Source organism: Stenotrophomonas sp. 96582_Sma (assembly GCF_056480905.1).
Genome location: NZ_CM151122.1, coordinates 535,432 through 551,810 on the forward strand (window position 1 = coordinate 535,432; position 16,379 = coordinate 551,810).

At 64.3% G+C, this 16,379-nt stretch carries 14 protein-coding genes; 10 read left to right on the forward strand and 4 right to left on the reverse strand.

Annotation, left to right across the window (positions count from 1 at the left end; all coding sequences use genetic code 11):
- Positions 1 to 377 precede the first annotated feature (377 nt).
- Entirely contained in the window at positions 378 to 1,793 is a 1,416-nt protein-coding gene (locus tag ACZK2R_RS02460) for a DEAD/DEAH box helicase (protein ID WP_049461652.1), read from the reverse strand.
- 873 nt (positions 1,794 to 2,666) lie between these two features.
- Here ACZK2R_RS02460 and ACZK2R_RS02465 point away from each other — a divergent pair.
- The gene (locus tag ACZK2R_RS02465) at positions 2,667 to 3,656 is read left to right on the forward strand and encodes a fumarylacetoacetate hydrolase family protein (protein WP_180837570.1); all 990 of its coding nucleotides are present in this window, start codon (positions 2,667 to 2,669) and stop codon (positions 3,654 to 3,656) included.
- 14 nt (positions 3,657 to 3,670) lie between these two features.
- Entirely contained in the window at positions 3,671 to 4,339 is a 669-nt protein-coding gene (gene maiA, locus ACZK2R_RS02470) for a maleylacetoacetate isomerase (protein WP_180837571.1), read from the forward strand.
- A 45-nt stretch (positions 4,340 to 4,384) separates the two neighbouring features.
- Here the strand turns inward: maiA and ACZK2R_RS02475 are convergent, their stop codons facing one another.
- The 3 genes from ACZK2R_RS02475 to ACZK2R_RS02485 form a co-directional block, all read right to left on the reverse strand.
- On the reverse strand, positions 4,385 to 5,845 hold the full coding sequence (locus ACZK2R_RS02475) for a UdgX family uracil-DNA binding protein (RefSeq protein WP_180837572.1): 1,461 nt from the start codon (positions 5,843 to 5,845) through the stop codon (positions 4,385 to 4,387).
- Positions 5,826 to 7,103: a putative DNA modification/repair radical SAM protein gene (locus ACZK2R_RS02480; RefSeq protein WP_180837573.1), complete on the reverse strand. Its 1,278-nt coding sequence runs from the start codon at positions 7,101 to 7,103 to the stop codon at positions 5,826 to 5,828. The genes ACZK2R_RS02475 and ACZK2R_RS02480 overlap by 20 nt, the downstream gene beginning before the upstream one ends.
- Positions 7,104 to 7,233: 130 nt before the next feature.
- Positions 7,234 to 8,361, reverse strand: a complete 1,128-nt coding sequence (locus ACZK2R_RS02485) for a PilT/PilU family type 4a pilus ATPase (RefSeq protein WP_032127971.1) — start codon at positions 8,359 to 8,361, stop codon at positions 7,234 to 7,236.
- Positions 8,362 to 8,482: 121 nt separating this feature from the next.
- Here ACZK2R_RS02485 and ACZK2R_RS02490 point away from each other — a divergent pair, with 121 nt between their 5' ends.
- The 8 genes from ACZK2R_RS02490 to ACZK2R_RS02525 all read left to right on the forward strand — a co-directional run bounded on the left by ACZK2R_RS02490 (position 8,483) and on the right by ACZK2R_RS02525 (position 16,377).
- Positions 8,483 to 8,848: a DUF4398 domain-containing protein gene (locus ACZK2R_RS02490; protein WP_049398394.1), complete on the forward strand. Its 366-nt coding sequence runs from the start codon at positions 8,483 to 8,485 to the stop codon at positions 8,846 to 8,848.
- Entirely contained in the window at positions 8,845 to 9,729 is an 885-nt protein-coding gene (locus tag ACZK2R_RS02495; RefSeq protein WP_180837574.1) for an OmpA family protein, read from the forward strand. Before ACZK2R_RS02490 ends, ACZK2R_RS02495 begins: the two co-directional genes overlap by 4 nt.
- Before the next feature lie 324 nt (positions 9,730 to 10,053).
- On the forward strand, positions 10,054 to 10,290 hold the full coding sequence (locus ACZK2R_RS02500; RefSeq protein ID WP_004154075.1) for an HP1242/YdcH family protein: 237 nt from the start codon (positions 10,054 to 10,056) through the stop codon (positions 10,288 to 10,290).
- Between the two features lie 299 nt (positions 10,291 to 10,589).
- Complete coding sequence (locus ACZK2R_RS02505; protein ID WP_032127973.1) at positions 10,590 to 11,960, forward strand: pyridoxal-phosphate dependent enzyme; 1,371 nt, start codon at positions 10,590 to 10,592, stop codon at positions 11,958 to 11,960.
- Positions 11,961 to 12,083: 123 nt separating this feature from the next.
- Entirely contained in the window at positions 12,084 to 13,256 is a 1,173-nt protein-coding gene (locus tag ACZK2R_RS02510) for a cystathionine gamma-synthase (RefSeq protein WP_180837575.1), read from the forward strand.
- Between the two features lie 4 nt (positions 13,257 to 13,260).
- Positions 13,261 to 14,067 carry an ABC transporter permease gene (locus tag ACZK2R_RS02515; protein WP_180837576.1) on the forward strand — a complete coding sequence of 269 codons (807 nt, stop codon included), beginning with the start codon at positions 13,261 to 13,263 and terminating at the stop codon, positions 14,065 to 14,067.
- Between the two features lie 4 nt (positions 14,068 to 14,071).
- On the forward strand, positions 14,072 to 15,397 hold the full coding sequence (locus ACZK2R_RS02520) for an ABC transporter ATP-binding protein (protein ID WP_478487745.1): 1,326 nt from the start codon (positions 14,072 to 14,074) through the stop codon (positions 15,395 to 15,397).
- Positions 15,394 to 16,377, forward strand: a complete 984-nt coding sequence (locus ACZK2R_RS02525) for a glycosyltransferase (RefSeq protein ID WP_180837578.1) — start codon at positions 15,394 to 15,396, stop codon at positions 16,375 to 16,377. Before ACZK2R_RS02520 ends, ACZK2R_RS02525 begins: the two co-directional genes overlap by 4 nt.
- The last annotated feature ends 2 nt before the right edge of the window (positions 16,378 to 16,379 follow it).

Here is a 16,379-nt window from a genome sequence, read left to right on the forward strand (position 1 = left end):
AAGGGCAAATACAAAAGCAAAAGCAAAAGCAAAGCCAGGAATTGCGACTTCGGCTTTTGCCTTTGAATTTGAATTTGAATTTGAATTTGAATTTGATCTTTCTTCTCCCGGCTACCCGGCGGGACAAGAAGGCGCAGGCAATGCTTGAAGCGGATGGGCATGGGGGCAGCGCAGAACCGTTGGCGCCATGGATGGCGCCATCGAGCTTACATGGACGTATTTACAGCGTGTTCTGCGCTGCCCCCATGCCCATTCGCCCTCGGTACTGCCACCGCGTGCTTTATCACCCGGTAGCCCGCAACAAAAAAGGACGGCGCGTCAGCGCCGTCCCTCGATAGCCCCCGCGCAGCGGGAAGCACCCTCCATGTCAGCTGGGATCAGCCGGCGCGACCGCCGCCGTTGCCACCCTGGCCGCGGCCACGGCCGCCACCATTGCCGCCACCGCCACGACGCTGGCCCTGACCGGCACCTGCACGCTGCTGGCCATTGCCACCGCCCTCGCGACGGCCACCACCGGCCTTCTTCGGGCCCGCATGCGCATGGCGCGGCGCATCGCCGTGCGGACGGCGCGCGTGGCTCTTGCGCGGTGCGCGCTCGCCGGTATCGTGCTCGGCTTTGCCCGGCGCACTGTTGCCCCAGCGGATCGGCGTCTGCAGCTCGAAGCCCGGCACATCGCGGATGTCCATGTCGCGGCCCAGCAGGCGCACGATCGCGCGCAGCAGCTTCACTTCATCCTGCGCCACCAGCGAGATCGCCTGGCCGGTCGCGCCGTTGCGGCCGGTGCGGCCGATGCGGTGCACGTAATCTTCGGCCACCATCGGCAGGTCGAAGTTGATCACCTTCGGCAGCTCGTTGATGTCGATGCCGCGCGCGGCGATGTCGGTGGCCACCAGCACGGTCACGCGGCCGGCCTTGAAGTCGCCCAGCGCACGCAGGCGCTGGCCCTGGCTCTTGTTGCCATGGATCGCCGCGGTCTTGATGCCCGACTTTTCCAGGAACGTGGCCAGCTTGTCGCTGCCGTGCTTGGTGCGGGCGAACACCAGGGTCTGCTCGCGGCTGTCCTGCGCCAGCAGGTGCAGCAGCAGGTCACGCTTGCGACCGGCATCGACCGGGTGCACGCGGTGGGTGATGGTTTCGGCCACGGTGTTCTTCGGCGTCACCTGGATCTGTTCCGGGTTGCGCATGAACTCCAGCGCCAGCTGGCGGATGTTGTCCTCGAAAGTGGCCGAGAACAGCAGGGTCTGGCGGTTCTGCTTCGGCAGCTTGGCCAGGATGCGCTTGATCGACGGCAGGAAGCCCATGTCGAGCATGCGGTCGGCTTCGTCCAGCACCAGCAGTTCAATGCCGGACAGGTCGATGCTGCGACGCTCCAGGTGGTCGATCAGGCGGCCCGGGCAGGCCACCAGCAGGTCCACGCCACGGCGCAGGATGTCCAGCTGGTTGCCCATGCCGACGCCACCGTAGATGCAGGCGCTGGGGATGCGCAGGTACTTGCTGTAACCGCGCAGGCTGTCATGCACCTGGGTGGCCAGCTCGCGGGTCGGGGCCAGGATCAGCGCGCGCGGCTTGCGCGGGCCGCTGCGCACTTCCTGCGAGGCGGTGCCCAGGTGCTGCAGCAGCGGCAGGCCAAAGGCAGCGGTCTTGCCGGTACCGGTCTGTGCACCGGCCAGCAGGTCGCGACCGGCCAGCGCCAGCGGGATCGCCTGCTGCTGGATCGGGGTCGGGTTTTCGTAGCCCTGCTCGGCAAGCGCACGCAGCAGGAAGGGCGCCAGGCCCAGCGATTCAAAAGACATTGAGTTTGCTCCAAGTACAAGAAACGCCTGTCCGACTGGACAGACGGGGGCAGATCAAACTGATCGGCTGACTCGGAGCGTTCCCGTGAACCGCGCTGCGAGAATTGGGTGCAGCCGGCACGAAGCGCAGGCTGGAATGCGTGACGAACGGCGTCGGAGTGGGGGCGGGCGAAGAGGGCGGACCCTGGTCGCCGGCGGTCCCGGAGGGAAACGGACGGCCGCTGCAGACCCTGCAAGTCTAAACGATGTTTGAGACTTCACGCAAAAAGGCCTGTTCAGGTAGGGCGGGCTCTCTGCAGGGCTGCGCCCTGCACCCGCAGAGGCCGAAGCAACGTCAACGTCAACGTCAAAAGCCGGTTTCCTGAGGGATGCGGGGTGGGTCCGGTTGCGGGGGGCGCTGCAAGTACGTCCATGTAAGCTCGGTCGCCGCATCCATGCGGCTCACGCCCCCGCAACCGGACCCACCCCGCCTTCGAGAGTCTTCCGCGATCTGTCGAATCTCATTCGATCAATTTCGATATCTGACGGATTTCGACGATGAATGATGTGGATGTTCGATCCGTCATCGGGAAATTGTCAGGGGTGGGACGGTGTGGGTGGGCAGGACCGTTGGCGCCATGGATGGCGCCATCGAGCCCCCAGGGACGGGTTTACGGCGTGTCCTGCCCACCCACACCGTCCCGCCCAGCTCACAGACAACCCAGAGCCGGCTGTTGCTGTTGACGTTGCCCTGGCTTGAAGCAGGTGCAGGGCTGCAAGCCCTGCCGAACCCCCCACTACGGTAGGGTGGGCCGATGCCGCGCTGCAGCTTGGCGTCGACGCAGATTTGATTACACTTGAAACTTGTTTGCCCACGACTCCGGACACCCACCCATGAAGCTTGGTTCTTTGAAGGAAGGCGGCCGCGACGGCACCCTGATCGTCGTCTCGCGTGACCTGCGCCACGGCGTGCGCGCCACCGGCATTGCCGCCACCCTGCAGCAGGCCCTGGAGGACTGGAGCCACATCGCGCCGCGCCTGAACGCCCTGTACGAATCGCTCAACGCGGGCGACGCCGATGGCGTGTTCGACCTGGACCCGCAGGCGCTGGCCGCGCCGATGCCGCGTGCCTATGAGTTCGTCGATGGCAGCGCCTACCTGCCACATGTCGAGCGCGTGCGCCGCGCCCGTGGCGCCGAGGTGCCGGAGAGCTTCTACACCGACCCGCTGATGTACCAGGCGACCAGCGCCGGTTTCTACGGTCCGCGCGACGCGGTGAAGGTGGTCAGCGAGGACTACGGCATCGACCTGGAAGCAGAGATCGTGGTGATCACCGACGACGTGCCGATGGCCGCCACCCCGGAACAGGCCGCAGGCCATATCCAGCTGGTCGGCCTGGTCAACGATGTCTCGCTGCGCAACCTGATTCCGGGCGAGCTGGCCAAGGGCTTCGGCTTCCTGCAGTCCAAGCCGCGCTCGGCGCTGTCGCCGGTGTTCGTCACCCCCGACGAGCTGGGCGCCGCGTGGCAGGACAGCAAGGTGCACCTGCCGCTGCTGACCCACATCAACGGCCAGTGGTTCGGTGCGCCGGAAGCGGGCGTGGACATGCAGTTCAACTTCGCCCAGTTGGTTGCGCATGCGGCCAAGACCCGTCCGCTCAGCGCCGGTACCATCGTTGGCTCGGGCACCATCGCCAACGAAGACACCAGCAAGGGTGCCTCCTGCTTTGCCGAACAGCGGGTGGTCGAAACCCTGCGCGACGGCAAGCCGAGTACGCCGTTCATGTCGTTCGGGGACGTGGTCCGCATCGAGATGCTCGATGCCGCCGGCAACAGCATCTTCGGTGCGATCGAGCAGCGCATCGAACAGGCGACCAAGCCCTGAGCATGGAAGCGGCGATGGAGATCCCGGTCGACGACGGCATCGTGCTGTACACCTACTGGCGATCCAGCGCCGCCTACCGCGTGCGCATCGGCCTGGAGCTGAAGGGCCTGGCCTGGGAGGCCCGGCCGGTGCACCTGGTGCGCGACGGTGGCGAGCAGCACCTTGACGCCTATCGCGCGCTCAATCCGCAGCAGCTGGTGCCAACCCTGTTGCATGAAGGGCATGCGCTGATCCAGTCGCTGGCGATCCTGGAGTATCTGGAAGAACGCTTCCCGCAGGTACCGCTGCTGCCGGCCGATGCCGCCGGCCGTGCGCGGGTGCGCGCGCTGGCCCAGCTGGTGGCCTGCGACATCCACCCGATCAACAACCTGCGGGTGATGCAGTACCTGGAGCGCAGCCTGCAGGTGCCGGCCGATGTCCGCACGCAGTGGACCCTGCACTGGATCGCCGAAGGCTTCGCTGCCATGGAGGCAATGTTGGCCAACAGCAGCGCGACGGGCACCTTCTGCCACGGTGACCGTCCCGGCCTGGCCGATATCTGTCTGCTGCCGCAGCTGTACAACGCGCATCGCTTCGGCCTGGACCTGACGCCGTACCCGACCCTGCGCCGTATCGAAGCTGCCTGCCAGGCACTGGACGCCTTCGACCGCGCACGCCCGGAAAACCAGCCCGACGCCGCCTGAAAGTAGAGGGGACGGAGGGGATTAAGTCGTTTGTGCACTTACGACTTAATCCCCTCCGTCCCCTTTTTGTTGCAATCGGGCCAGGTCATCGCGGAACAGCCGGTAGGCATCCTCGCGGCGCGCATCGTCGGTCTGCCGCAATACCCATGCCGGGTGCACCGTGGCATAGCCGCGGGTGCCGTCCTCGAGGGTGTGCCAGCGTCCGCGGTCGCGTGAGAGGTCGAACCCACGACCAAACACCGAGGCTGCCGCTGTCGCGCCGAGGCACACGATCACCTGGGGCCGCACGCGCGCGATCTCACCCATCAGCCAAGGGCGGCAGGCCTGGATGTGCCGGCTTTCCGGTCGCTTGTGCAGTCGCACCTTGCCACGCCGTTCATGATGGAAGTGCTTCACGGCGTTGGTGAGGTACAGCGCCGCGCGATCGATTCCCAATTCGGTCAGCGCACGGTCCAGCAGCTGACCGGCAGGACCCATGAACGGCTGTCCGCGCAGATCCTCGGTGTCGCCAGGTTGTTCCCCGATCAGCATCATGCGGGCGTCTGCAGGCCCCTGCCCGAACACGGTCTGCGTGGACTGCTCCCACAGCGGGCACTGGCGGCAGGTGCTGGCCTGTCCGCGTAGATTCTCCAGACTGCTGGCATCCGCTGCTGGCATCGCAACACCTGCACGCAGGGGGATCCTGCGCTGCGGTGCCTGCGCGGGACGGTCATGCATTTCCTGTACGCGGTCGGCCGCATCGCGCACCAGGCGTGGCAGCAGCTGGGCCTCCGGCAGGTGGCGCCAGTACTTTGCCGGCATCTCCTGCATCATCATGCGTGTATTGAGTCGCGCCGGATTGAAGATGCTGGCGTAGTAGGTCTGCCACAGTGATTCGCGCGCATCCTCGGCCGGGGCATCCTCGCGCCGTGCGCCGGGGCCGAAGGCAAGCGCCTGCCCATCCCATGCGACGCTGCGCGAAGGCGTGAGGATCGCCCAGCGCATGCCGGTGAAGCGGCGCGCGAAGAAGGGCGCGACCCGGTCGACAATGTGGTGCTGTGGCTCAAACCAGGCGATGAACGCATCAGGCTGGCCAGGCACCTCGCGGAAGCGCACGAATGCCTTCATCTTGTGCGTGTCACGGCGGACGGCCTGGGCGAGCGCCGTTGCGCGCAGGACATCGGCGTCGGCGGGGTTGCTCAGCACCGAACGCTCGCCATGGACGATGCGCCACAGCAGGCGATACAGCAAGGCCAGTCGCTGGGGGTCGCGATGGCACAGGCAGGTGGCCGCCAGTTCCAGGAAATCGCGGGGCACGTTGGGTGCACTGGCATCGGCCAGCATCGGCGCCCGCTGCACGGCCGGCGCATCCAGCAACGACGTTTCGCTCCCTTCCAGCCAGTCCAGCTGAGGCGGGGCCACGCCTCGCAGCAACGCTTCGCGCGCAGCATCGCGCCAGGCCTGCAGCGACCACTGCGGGTCCACCCGCAGCGACCAGCGCTGCGCGTCAGGCGGCGGGCGGTGCATCAAACAGCGATCCCTGACGAGGCGGTGGGGCCAACTGCGCGCGCAGCGCCGCCGGATCGTCCAGCGATTTGCGTGGATGGTGGTCAGCCAGCTGCACAAACGGAAGCAGTTTGCTCATCGGTGCCTTCAGGCGTGCTACATCGGCAACCCGCAGGCGACCGTGGCGGCGTGCCATCAGCACCCGTTTCACGTTGCGCACGCCCAGCCCGGGTACGCGCAGCAGCATTTCCTTCGGCGCACGGTTGAGATCCACAGGAAAGCGCTCGGGGTGACGGATCGCCCAAGCCATTTTCGGGTCGATATCCAGGTCGAGCATGCCGTCCTGGGTGGTATCGGTAATCTCATCCACGCCGTAACCGTAGAAGCGCAGCAACCAGTCGGCCTGGTAGAGGCGATGTTCGCGCTGCAGCGGAGGCGGTTGCAGTGGCAGCTGCCGGCTGGCGTCCGGAATCGGGCTGAACGCGGAGTAGTACACCCGGCGCATGCGGTAGTTGCCGTACAGCGCATCGGCGCTGGCCAGGATCTGTTGGTCGTTGGCCCCGTCCGCGCCGACGATCATCTGCGTGCTCTGCCCGGCGGGTGCGAAACGGGGAGGGCGTGGACTGCGGCTGGCCCTCGGCGCCACCGCTGCGGGGGCTTTGCGCGCCTCCTTGGCTTCCTCGATGCGCCAGCGTAGTTCGCCCATCGCGCCGCGTATCGAATGCACCGTCTTCTCCGGCGCCAAGGCACTCAGTCCCGCTTCGGTGGGCAGTTCGACGTTGATCGACAGGCGGTCGGCGTAGCGCCCGGCACTGGCCAGCAGTTCCGGCGAGGCCTCGGGAATGGTCTTGAGGTGGATGTAGCCGGCGTAGCGGTGTTCTTCGCGCAGCTGCCGGGCCACTTCCACCATCTGTTCCATGGTGTAGTCCGCATTGCGGATGATGCCGCTGGACAGGAACAGCCCCTCGATGTAGTTGCGCTTGTAGAAGTCCAGGGTGAGTGCGACCACCTCGTCCACGCTGAAACGTGCGCGGGGCACGTTGCTGGAGACGCGGTTCACGCAATAGGCGCAGTCGTAGATGCAGAAGTTGGTCAGCAGGATCTTCAGCAACGAAACGCAGCGGCCATCGGGCGTGTAGCTGTGACAGATGCCCATGCCCTCGGTGCTGCCGATACCGCCACTGACGCGCGAATCGCGCTTGCCCGAGCCGCTGGAGGCGCAGGAGGCATCGTACTTGGCGGCATCGGCCAGAATGGCCAGCTTGCGGATGGTTTCCATTGAGGAAACCTACGGATGAGGGGTCTCATTGGATGAGACCGCCCCTGAATTCTTCAGGAAAAGGGGACGGAGGGGATTAAGTCGTAAATGCACTTACGACTTAATCCCCTCCGTCCCCTTTTTCGTGCGGTCAGAAGCCGTGGGTGATGCTTGGCTGCCCGGCCGAGAAATCCGCGTACGGGTCGTGCTCGCCACTGCTGCCTTCGGACAGGCGGAACTTCAGAGCCAGGCCATCGCGCGAGTCGGCCGCGCGCAGCGCTTCCTCCTGCTCGATGATGCCGGCCTTGGCCAGACGGAACAGGCACTGGTCGAAACTCTCCATGCCTTCCTCCAGCGAGCCTTCCATCGCCGCCTTGATCTCGTGCACCTGGCCGCGACGCAGCAGGTCACGGATCATCGGCGTGTTGATCAGCACCTCGGTGGCCGGCAGGCGACGGCCCTCCTTGTTCTTCACCAGGCGCTGGCTGATCACCGCACGCAGGTTCAGCGCCAGGTTCATCAGCACGTTCTTGTGCGCGCTTTCCGGGAAGAAGTTGAGGATGCGCTCGATGGTCTGGTCGGCGTTGTTGGAGTGCAGGGTGGCCAGGCACAGGTGGCCGGTTTCGGCGAAGGCGATCGCCGCCTCCATCGTTTCCGCATCCAGGATCTCGCCGATCAGGATCACGTCCGGCGCTTCACGCATCGCGTTCTTCAGCGCGTTGTGGAAGGCATGGGTGTCCAGCCCGACCTCGCGCTGGTTGACGATCGACATCTTGTGCTTGTGCAGGTACTCGATCGGGTCCTCGATGGTGAGGATGTGACCGGTGGTGGTGCTGTTGCGGTGGTCGATCATCGACGCCAGCGAGGTGGACTTGCCGGAACCGGTGGACCCCACCACCAGCACCAGCCCGCGCGGGGTCATGATGACGTCCTTCAGCACCTGCGGCAGGTTCAGCTCCTCGATGCTCGGGATGCGGCTGCGGATGGCGCGGATGACCATGCCCACTTCGCCGCGCTGCTTGAACACGTTGACGCGGAAGCGCCCGGCATCGGGCAGGGCGATGGCCATGTTGAGCTCCAGCTCGCGCTCGAACTGCGGCACCTGGCCTTCGTCCATCAGCGAGTAGGCGATCTTCTTGACCATGCCCGGCGGCAGGCCGGTGTTGCCCAGCGGATAAAGCTTCCCCTCGATCTTGATGTAGACCGGTGCTCCGGTGGTCAGGAACATGTCCGAAGCGTTCTTTTCGGTCATCAGCTTCAGGAAGTAGCCGATATCCATTGCGAATTTTCCCCAACGAAACGGCCGACGCCCGTTGCCAGCACGGTGTCGGCTTGACGACAATGGCCGTGAACCGACAACCGGTACGGCCTCCCCAATGAAACGACTTAGCTTCGCACGAATGCGCCATGGCCTGTATGTGATGGCGTTTGCATTCGCACTGTCTGCCCCCGCCTGGGCGCAGGACGGCGCACTGGAACTGGCCCAGGCCCGGCAGGCGGTCGACAAGGCCACCCAGGCCGACGCCGACCAGTACGCCCCGGACCTGATCGGGCTGGCCCGGCAGGGGCTGGAACAGGCCCAGCGTGCTGCCGGCGACCGCCGCGAGCGCAAGAACGCCCCGGCGATCGCCCTGCGCGCCGCTGCCGATGCCGACCTGGCCCGCGCCCGCAGCGAGGAAGCCACCGTCACCGCGCAGCTGCAGTTGCGCCGCAACGAGGTCAACCAGCTGCAGCGCCAGCTGTCGACCGGGGAGGACCGCCGGTGAAGCCGATGACTGCCACAACCCTGGCTGCGCTGCTGGCGCTGCCGACCCTGGCTCTGGCCGCCGACAACCCGATGGTGGCGCAGCTGAGCCAGCGTCTGATGGCCATCCAGGCCAATCCCGACACGGCTGAGCTGGGCGCCTTCGAGCGCATGCAGGCCCAGCAGGCCATCGCCACCCTGGACAAGGCCAAGCGCCGCGACCAGGAGCTGGCCACCTACCTGGCCGAGCGCCGGGTGGAGATTGCCGAGACTGCCGTGCGTGCCGCACTGGCCGCGCGTGAGGTCGACCGCCTGGAGCGCACCCGCAGCGACCTGCTGATCGAGGCCAGCCGCCGCGATGCCGCCCGCGCCCGCCAGGAAGCCGAGCAGCTGAGAATGCAGGCGCAGATGCAGGCCGAGGAGGCGGAGCGCCTGCGCCAGACCGCCGAGGCCGAAACCCTGGCCCGCCAGGACGCCGAGAACGCCCTGACCAGCGTCGCCGGCAAGCAGCAGCAGCGCCTCAGCGCCGCCCAGCAGAACGCCGCCAAGCTGGCCCGCGAGGAAGCCGAGCTGGTATCCGGGCAGAAGTTGCCGGGCTCGAAGTTCGATGGCCGTGGCGAAGTCTTCACCTTCAATGGTGACGCATTTGCCGCTGGCGCCTCCAGCCTGTCCGGTGGGGCCCGCAACCAGGCCAAGGCGCTGGCCGAGTACCTGAACATCGGCAAGAAGGGCCGCCTGCGCATCGAGGCCTATGACAGCGCCAACGGGGTCGGTCAGAAGCGCGCCGAAGCGCTGCGCGACGCCCTGGTCGCGGGCGGTGTCGCCAGCAACCGGATCCAGCTCAGTGGCAAGAAGGCGGCGTCCACCCGGGCACGCTCGGCCGAGGTCATCATCGCCCCGTAATTGCTTGATATTGTTTGTTTTTCGTTGCGATGAGCATTCAGCCTGAACCCCGCCCCGGCGGGGTTCGGTCTTTTTGCCGCAGGGGTCTTGTACCCCGCCTTGAGCAGGCGTAGGGTCAATCGTCCGGGACGCAATGCCGCGGACCGGACGATGGGAGGGCCGGGCCGATGCAAATAGGGCGCGAACCGCAGCAGATCGACGTGCGCAGGCCAGTGCCGCAGGTCGTTGCAGGCGTCCAGGTGGCCATCGACCGGCGCTCCTCCATGAACAACGCCCCGTGCCTTGCGGCCGGGGCGTTCGTGTATCTGTCGAAGGAGGTCCATCATGTTTGAAGATCAGCCCCAGAGCGAGATCGACGCCCGTCGCGCGCGTGATCCGGAGTTCAGGGCACTCCATGACCAGCACCGTAAGTTGAACAAGAAGTGCATGGACGCGGAGTTGGGTGTACTCCCGATCGATGATGTCACCCTGGGTCGCATGAAGCGCGAGAAGCTGCTGGCCAAGCAACGACTTCTGCGAATGTACGAAACACCGCTCCCAATGACGTCCCCCACGCTTTGACGCACCCCGTCACGCCCGGAACGGCGTGACCCGGCCATCGATGGCCCCGCCGGGCGCTCCTGCCCCGGCATCGCGGCACCGCCGATGAGGCGGCCGCGCCAAGGCACCACAGGCCGTGGTGCCTTGGCCTGCAGGCACAGCTCACCGATGCGGGCGGTACCGGTCTCCTCGTCGATCCGGGGCCGTCCGCATCTCTTTTTACGGTGGACGGGCTGCGGCCCTGCCGACCTGACTTTCATCGCCATCCGTCGGATAATCATCGGTCCGGCCCTGTGCGGCGCGAACCGAAAGTCCTCCGAATGCCCATCCATTCTTCCGTCCTCGAACTCATCGGCCAGACCCCGATCGTCAAGGCCCAGCGCCTGGACACCGGCGTCTGCGAGCTCTACCTGAAGCTGGAGAGCGCCAACCCGGGCGGATCGATCAAGGATCGCATCGGCCTGTCGATGATCGAGGCGGCGGAAAAGCGCGGCGACCTGAAGCCCGGTGCCACCCTGGTCGAGGGCACGGCTGGCAACACCGGCCTGGGCCTGGCGCTGGTGGCCCAGCAGAAGGGCTATAAGCTCATTCTGGTCGTTCCCGACAAGATGAGCCGGGAAAAGATCTTCAATCTGAAGGCGATGGGCGCCGAAGTGCGCCTGACCCGCTCGGACGTAGCCAAGGGCCATCCGGAGTACTACCAGGACCTGGCCAAGACCATCGCCGAGCAGACCCCGGGCGCCTACTTCATCAACCAGTTCGGCAACCCGGACAACCCGGCCGCGCATGAATTCGGTACCGGCCCGGAAATCCTCGAACAGATGGGCGGCGACCTCGATGCCATCGTGTTCGGCTGCGGCAGCTCCGGCACCATGACCGGCCTGTCGCGTGCCTTCGCCAAGCTGTCGCCGAAGACCGAGCTGGTGCTGGCCGATCCGGTCGGTTCGATCCTGGCCGAGTACATCAACGACGGCAATCTGAACGACAAGTCGGGCAGCTGGCTGGTGGAAGGCATCGGCGAGGACTTCCTGCCGTCGATCTCCGATTTCAGCCGCGTCAAGAAGGCTTATGCCATCAGCGACGCCGAGAGCTTCCACACCGCACGCGAACTGCTGGGCAAGGAAGGCATCCTGGGTGGCTCGTCCACCGGCACCCTGCTGGCCGCCGGCCTGAAGTACTGCAAGGAGCAGACCACGCCGAAGAAGGTGCTGGTGCTGGTGCCGGATACCGGCAACAAGTACCTGTCGAAGATGTACAACGACTACTGGATGCTGGACAACGGTTTCCTGCAGCGCCCGCAGCACGGTGACCTGCGCGACCTGATCCTGCGCCCGTACGGCCAGCGCGACACCGTGGTGATCGGTCCGAACGACCTGCTGACCACCGCCTACCAGCGCATGAAGCTGTACGACGTATCGCAGCTGCCGGTGATGGACGGCGAGCAGCTGGTCGGCATCGTCGACGAAAGCGACGTGCTGCTGCACGTGTATGGCGATGAGGCACGCTTCCGCGACACCGTCGCCACCGCGATGGTCAGCAAGCTGGACCGGCTGGACGTGAAGTCCCCGATCGAGGCGCTGCTGCCGGTGTTCGACCGCGGCCAGGTGGCGATCGTGATGGACGGCGACACTTTCCTGGGCCTGATCACCCGTATCGATCTGCTGAACTATCTGCGCCGTCGCGTGCAGTAAGCCGCTGATCGCCGACGTTCACTGCTGAATCCTGGTTTATCCGCGTCAAAGGTCGTTAAGGCCGCGCTGGTAGACTTCCGCACCTTCGATGGCGCCGTGCGTCGGCGCCCCTCAGGAAAGAACATGTCCAACGCAACTTCCCAGGATCGCGCCCTGGCCCTGGCTACCCTGGCCATCCACGGTGGCCAGTCGCCCGACCCCAGCACCGGCGCGGTGATGCCGCCGATCTACGCCACCTCGACCTACGCCCAGTCCAGCCCGGGCGAGCATCAGGGCTTCGAGTACTCGCGTACCCACAACCCGACCCGCTTCGCCTATGAGCGTTGCGTGGCGTCGCTGGAAGGCGGCACCCGCGGCTTTGCCTTCGCTTCGGGCATGGCGGCCAGCTCGACCGTGATCGAGCTGCTGGACGCCGGCAGCCATGTGGTGGCAATGGACGATATCTACGGCGGCAGCTTCCGTCTGTTCGAGCGCGTGCGTCGCCGCACCGCCGGGCTGGATTTCAGCTTCGTCGACCTGACCGATCTGGCCGCGTTCGAGGCCTCCATCACGCCGAAGACGAAGATGGTGTGGATCGAGACCCCGACCAACCCGATGCTGAAGATCGTCGACATCGCTGCGGTCGCTGCCATCGCCAAGCGCCATGGCCTGATCGTCGTCGTCGACAACACCTTCGCCTCGCCGATGCTGCAGCGCCCGCTGGAGCTGGGCGCTGACCTGGTCCTGCACTCGGCCACCAAGTATCTCAATGGCCACTCGGACATGGTCGGCGGCATGGTCGTGGTCGGCGACAACGCCGAACTGGCCGAGCAGATGGCCTTCCTGCAGAACTCGGTGGGTGGCGTGCAGGGCCCGTTCGACAGCTTCCTGGCCCTGCGTGGCCTGAAGACCCTGCCGCTGCGCATGAAGGCACACTGCGCCAATGCGCTGGCCCTGGCACAGTGGCTGGAGAAGCACCCGGCCGTGGAAAAAGTGATCTACCCGGGCCTGGCCTCGCACCCGCAGCACGAGCTGGCCGGCAAGCAGATGGCCGGTTACGGCGGCATCGTTTCGATCGTGCTCAAGGGCGGTTTCGAGGCGGCCAAGCGCTTCTGCGAGAAGACCGAGCTGTTCACCCTGGCCGAGTCGCTGGGCGGCGTGGAAAGCCTGGTCAACCACCCGGCGGTGATGACGCATGCCTCGATCCCGGTCGCGCGGCGGGAGCAGCTGGGCATCAGTGATGCGCTGGTAAGGCTGAGCGTGGGTGTGGAGGATCTGGGGGATCTGCAGGTGGATCTGGAAAGGGCGTTGGGTTGATCCGATGAGCACTGTCGACGGACGTGGTCCGCTGCGTGACGCGTGGGATCATCGCGCCCTGCTGGGACGCATGGTCAAGCGTGATATTCGGGGGCGGTATCAGGGCTCGATCTTCGGGGCTTTGTGGTCATTCGCTACGCCCTTGCTGCTGCTCTGCGCATACTGGTTTTTCTTGGGTGTCGTGCTGCAGGCACGCTTCGGAGCGGCTCCCCAGGCTGCATTCCCCGTAATTCTCTTTTCTGGACTCATTACCCATCTCTTCTTTGCAGAAGTAATCGGCCGCTCTTCGGGGTTGATTTTCGAACATGCCACCTATGTGAAAAAAGTGGTGTTCCCGTTGACGGTGCTTCCTTGGATGACTCTTGCAACGGCGGCTTTCCATCTCTGTGTGAATCTTTCGATCCTCCTGGTGGGACAGTTGCTCATCGTCGGCAGTGTCCCGCCGACCTGGCCGTTGATCTTCGTTGCACTATTGCCGGCGTTGCCCCTGATGCTCGGGTTGTCGTGGCTGCTGTCCGCGTTTGCGGTTTTTCTTCGTGATACCCAGCAGGTTGTTCCACTGGTACTCACGCTGATGATGTTCGCCAGTCCCATCTTCTTCCCCATGGAGATGGTGCCTGAACAGTACCGCCCGTTTCTTTACCTGAATCCGACAACGGTGATCATCCAGCAGGTCCGGGCTGTGGCCATACATGGGCAGATGCCTGATTTCCTCGTTCTTGCTACTTACTCTGTGGTGGCGCTGCTGGTTATGAGTCTCGGATACTGGGCATTCATGCGTACGCGCAAGGGCTTTGCTGATGTGCTCTGATCAGTTGATCGTCGAAGTCGCCCATGTCGACAAGAGTTTCCTCTTGTACGACAAACCATCTCACCGCCTGTGGCAGATGCTGGTCGGCAACCGGCGGACGTTCTATCGAGAGCATCAGGTTCTCAAGGACATTAGTTTCCAGGTTCCGCGAGGTCAGACGCTCGGCCTTGTGGGTCGCAATGGCGCAGGCAAGTCGACCCTGCTGAGCATTCTGTGCGGCACGCTTACCCCTAGTAGTGGGGTGGCCCACATACATGGGAAAGTGGCCGCCTTGCTTGAATTGGGAGCAGGTTTCAATCCCGAACTGACCGGCCGCGAGAATATTGACCTTTGCGCACAGATCTATGGGCTGTCCGAGGAGCAGATCAGCGCCCGCCGGGATTCGATCATCGCGTTCGCGGATATCGGCGACTACATTGATCGTCCGGTGAAGACGTACTCCAGCGGCATGTTCACCCGTTTGGGGTTTTCGGTCGTTGCTCACGTGGATGCAGACGTGCTCATCGTGGATGAGGCCTTGGCGGTAGGTGATGCCTTCTTCGTGCAGAAATGCATGCGCTTCCTGCATGGGTTCCGCGATAATGGCGGGACCTTGGTGTTCGTCAGCCATGACATGGGTGCGGTCACCGCGCTCTGTGATCGGGTCATTTGGCTGAAGGATGGTCGAGTGTTCATGGATGCGTCGCCGAAAGAGGTAGCGGGTGCATATCTGGCGGATCTGTATGAACAGCCCGACACGGCAGAGGCTGTTGATTCGTCCGCCGAGCGCGCCTCTCCGGTCACGGCATTTACCGCCGATGAGGTCGATGCACGTCTGGCGTGGATCAACACAACCTCCTTGCGCAACGACATCGAAGTATTTCCATTCGCGATCCAGCACGACTTCGGATCGGGCGGCGTCGTGTTCGAGGCCGGTGGGCTGTTCGATGAAAGTGGGCGAAGGCTCAGTTGGGTCATTGGGGGCGAACTGGTGACCCTGCGACTTCAATTGAGGGCACATATCGCCATCAATTCGTTGCTGGTCGGCTTCGTTGTCAAAGACAAGCAGGGGCAGCCATTGTTCGGCGAAAATACCCAGCTGACCTACCTGGACAGTCCCCTGGCGCTCGCTGCGCAGCAGCTCTGTACGGCAGCGTTTACCTTCCGTATGCCCGTGCTGCCTTCAGGAGACTATGCCATCAGTGTTGCTGTCAGTGATGGAACCCAGAAGCAACATGTCATGCACCAGTGGATTCATGATGCGCTCATCCTTTCAAGCCGATCAACCAGCGTGTCAACGGGCCTTATCGGGATACCGATGCTGGATATCAGGATGGATGTGGCCAATTGAACCTGCCTGATGGCGCAGGGCCTTACGTGATTGGCGCTCGATCGCCGCAATGCATTGGAGAGGCAAAGATGGGAAACAATGAGCTTCCAAAACTTGGACGCCTGCGTGTGCAGGCTGTTCTTTACGGAAACGAGCCGGACTCGATTCTAAGAACGGTCCAGCACCTGGATCGCGCCGCGGAGCTTGCAGTCCAGATAGGTGCCTTTGGTCAAGTCACGCTTGCATACGGCGACTCATCGCCGACAGATTCCCTGCGCTCGGTCGTTGAAGATGCCAAGGCGACCTGCAGCACCCTTGCCGATGTCGAATACGTCCACTTTGGCAAGAACATGGGTTCGGCCGGTGGCCACAATGCTTTGATGGAGCTCGGTCAGACGGACTTCACCATTCTGATGAATCCGGACATCATGTTTGCCCCAGATGCCCTGATCGAGCTCGCACGCCCATTCGTCGACCCTTCCGTGGGCATGAGTGAGCCCAAGCAGCTGCCGTTTGAACACCCCAAGGAATACAACCCGTCATCCGGCGAAACCCCTTGGGCATCCGGGGCCTGCACTCTGGTCCGCCGCGCTGTCCTGAGCGAGCTCGAAGGCTACGATGCGCGGACGTTCTTCCTCTACTGCGACGACGTGGATCTTTCTTGGCGTGCTCGCCTGAAGGGCTACAAGCTCATCTACTGTCCGCATGCAGCGGTCTTTCATGACAAGAGGATGCAGTTTGGCGGCGAGCGCCCCGTTGGTTGGGCGGAGAAATTCTACTCAGCGGAAGCGGGGTTGCTCATGGCCTATAAATACTGCCGGGATGATCGCGTGAAACAGATCGCCACGTTTTTCGCGGAAAGTGGCGACCAGGTATGGCTTGATGCGCTGGCATCCTTCGAGAAACGCCGGGAAGATGGAACGTTGCCTGATCGACTTGATCCCGATCACAAAGTCGCGTACTTCCGCGATGGCCTCTACGCTCGTCACAGGTACGTTTGAAG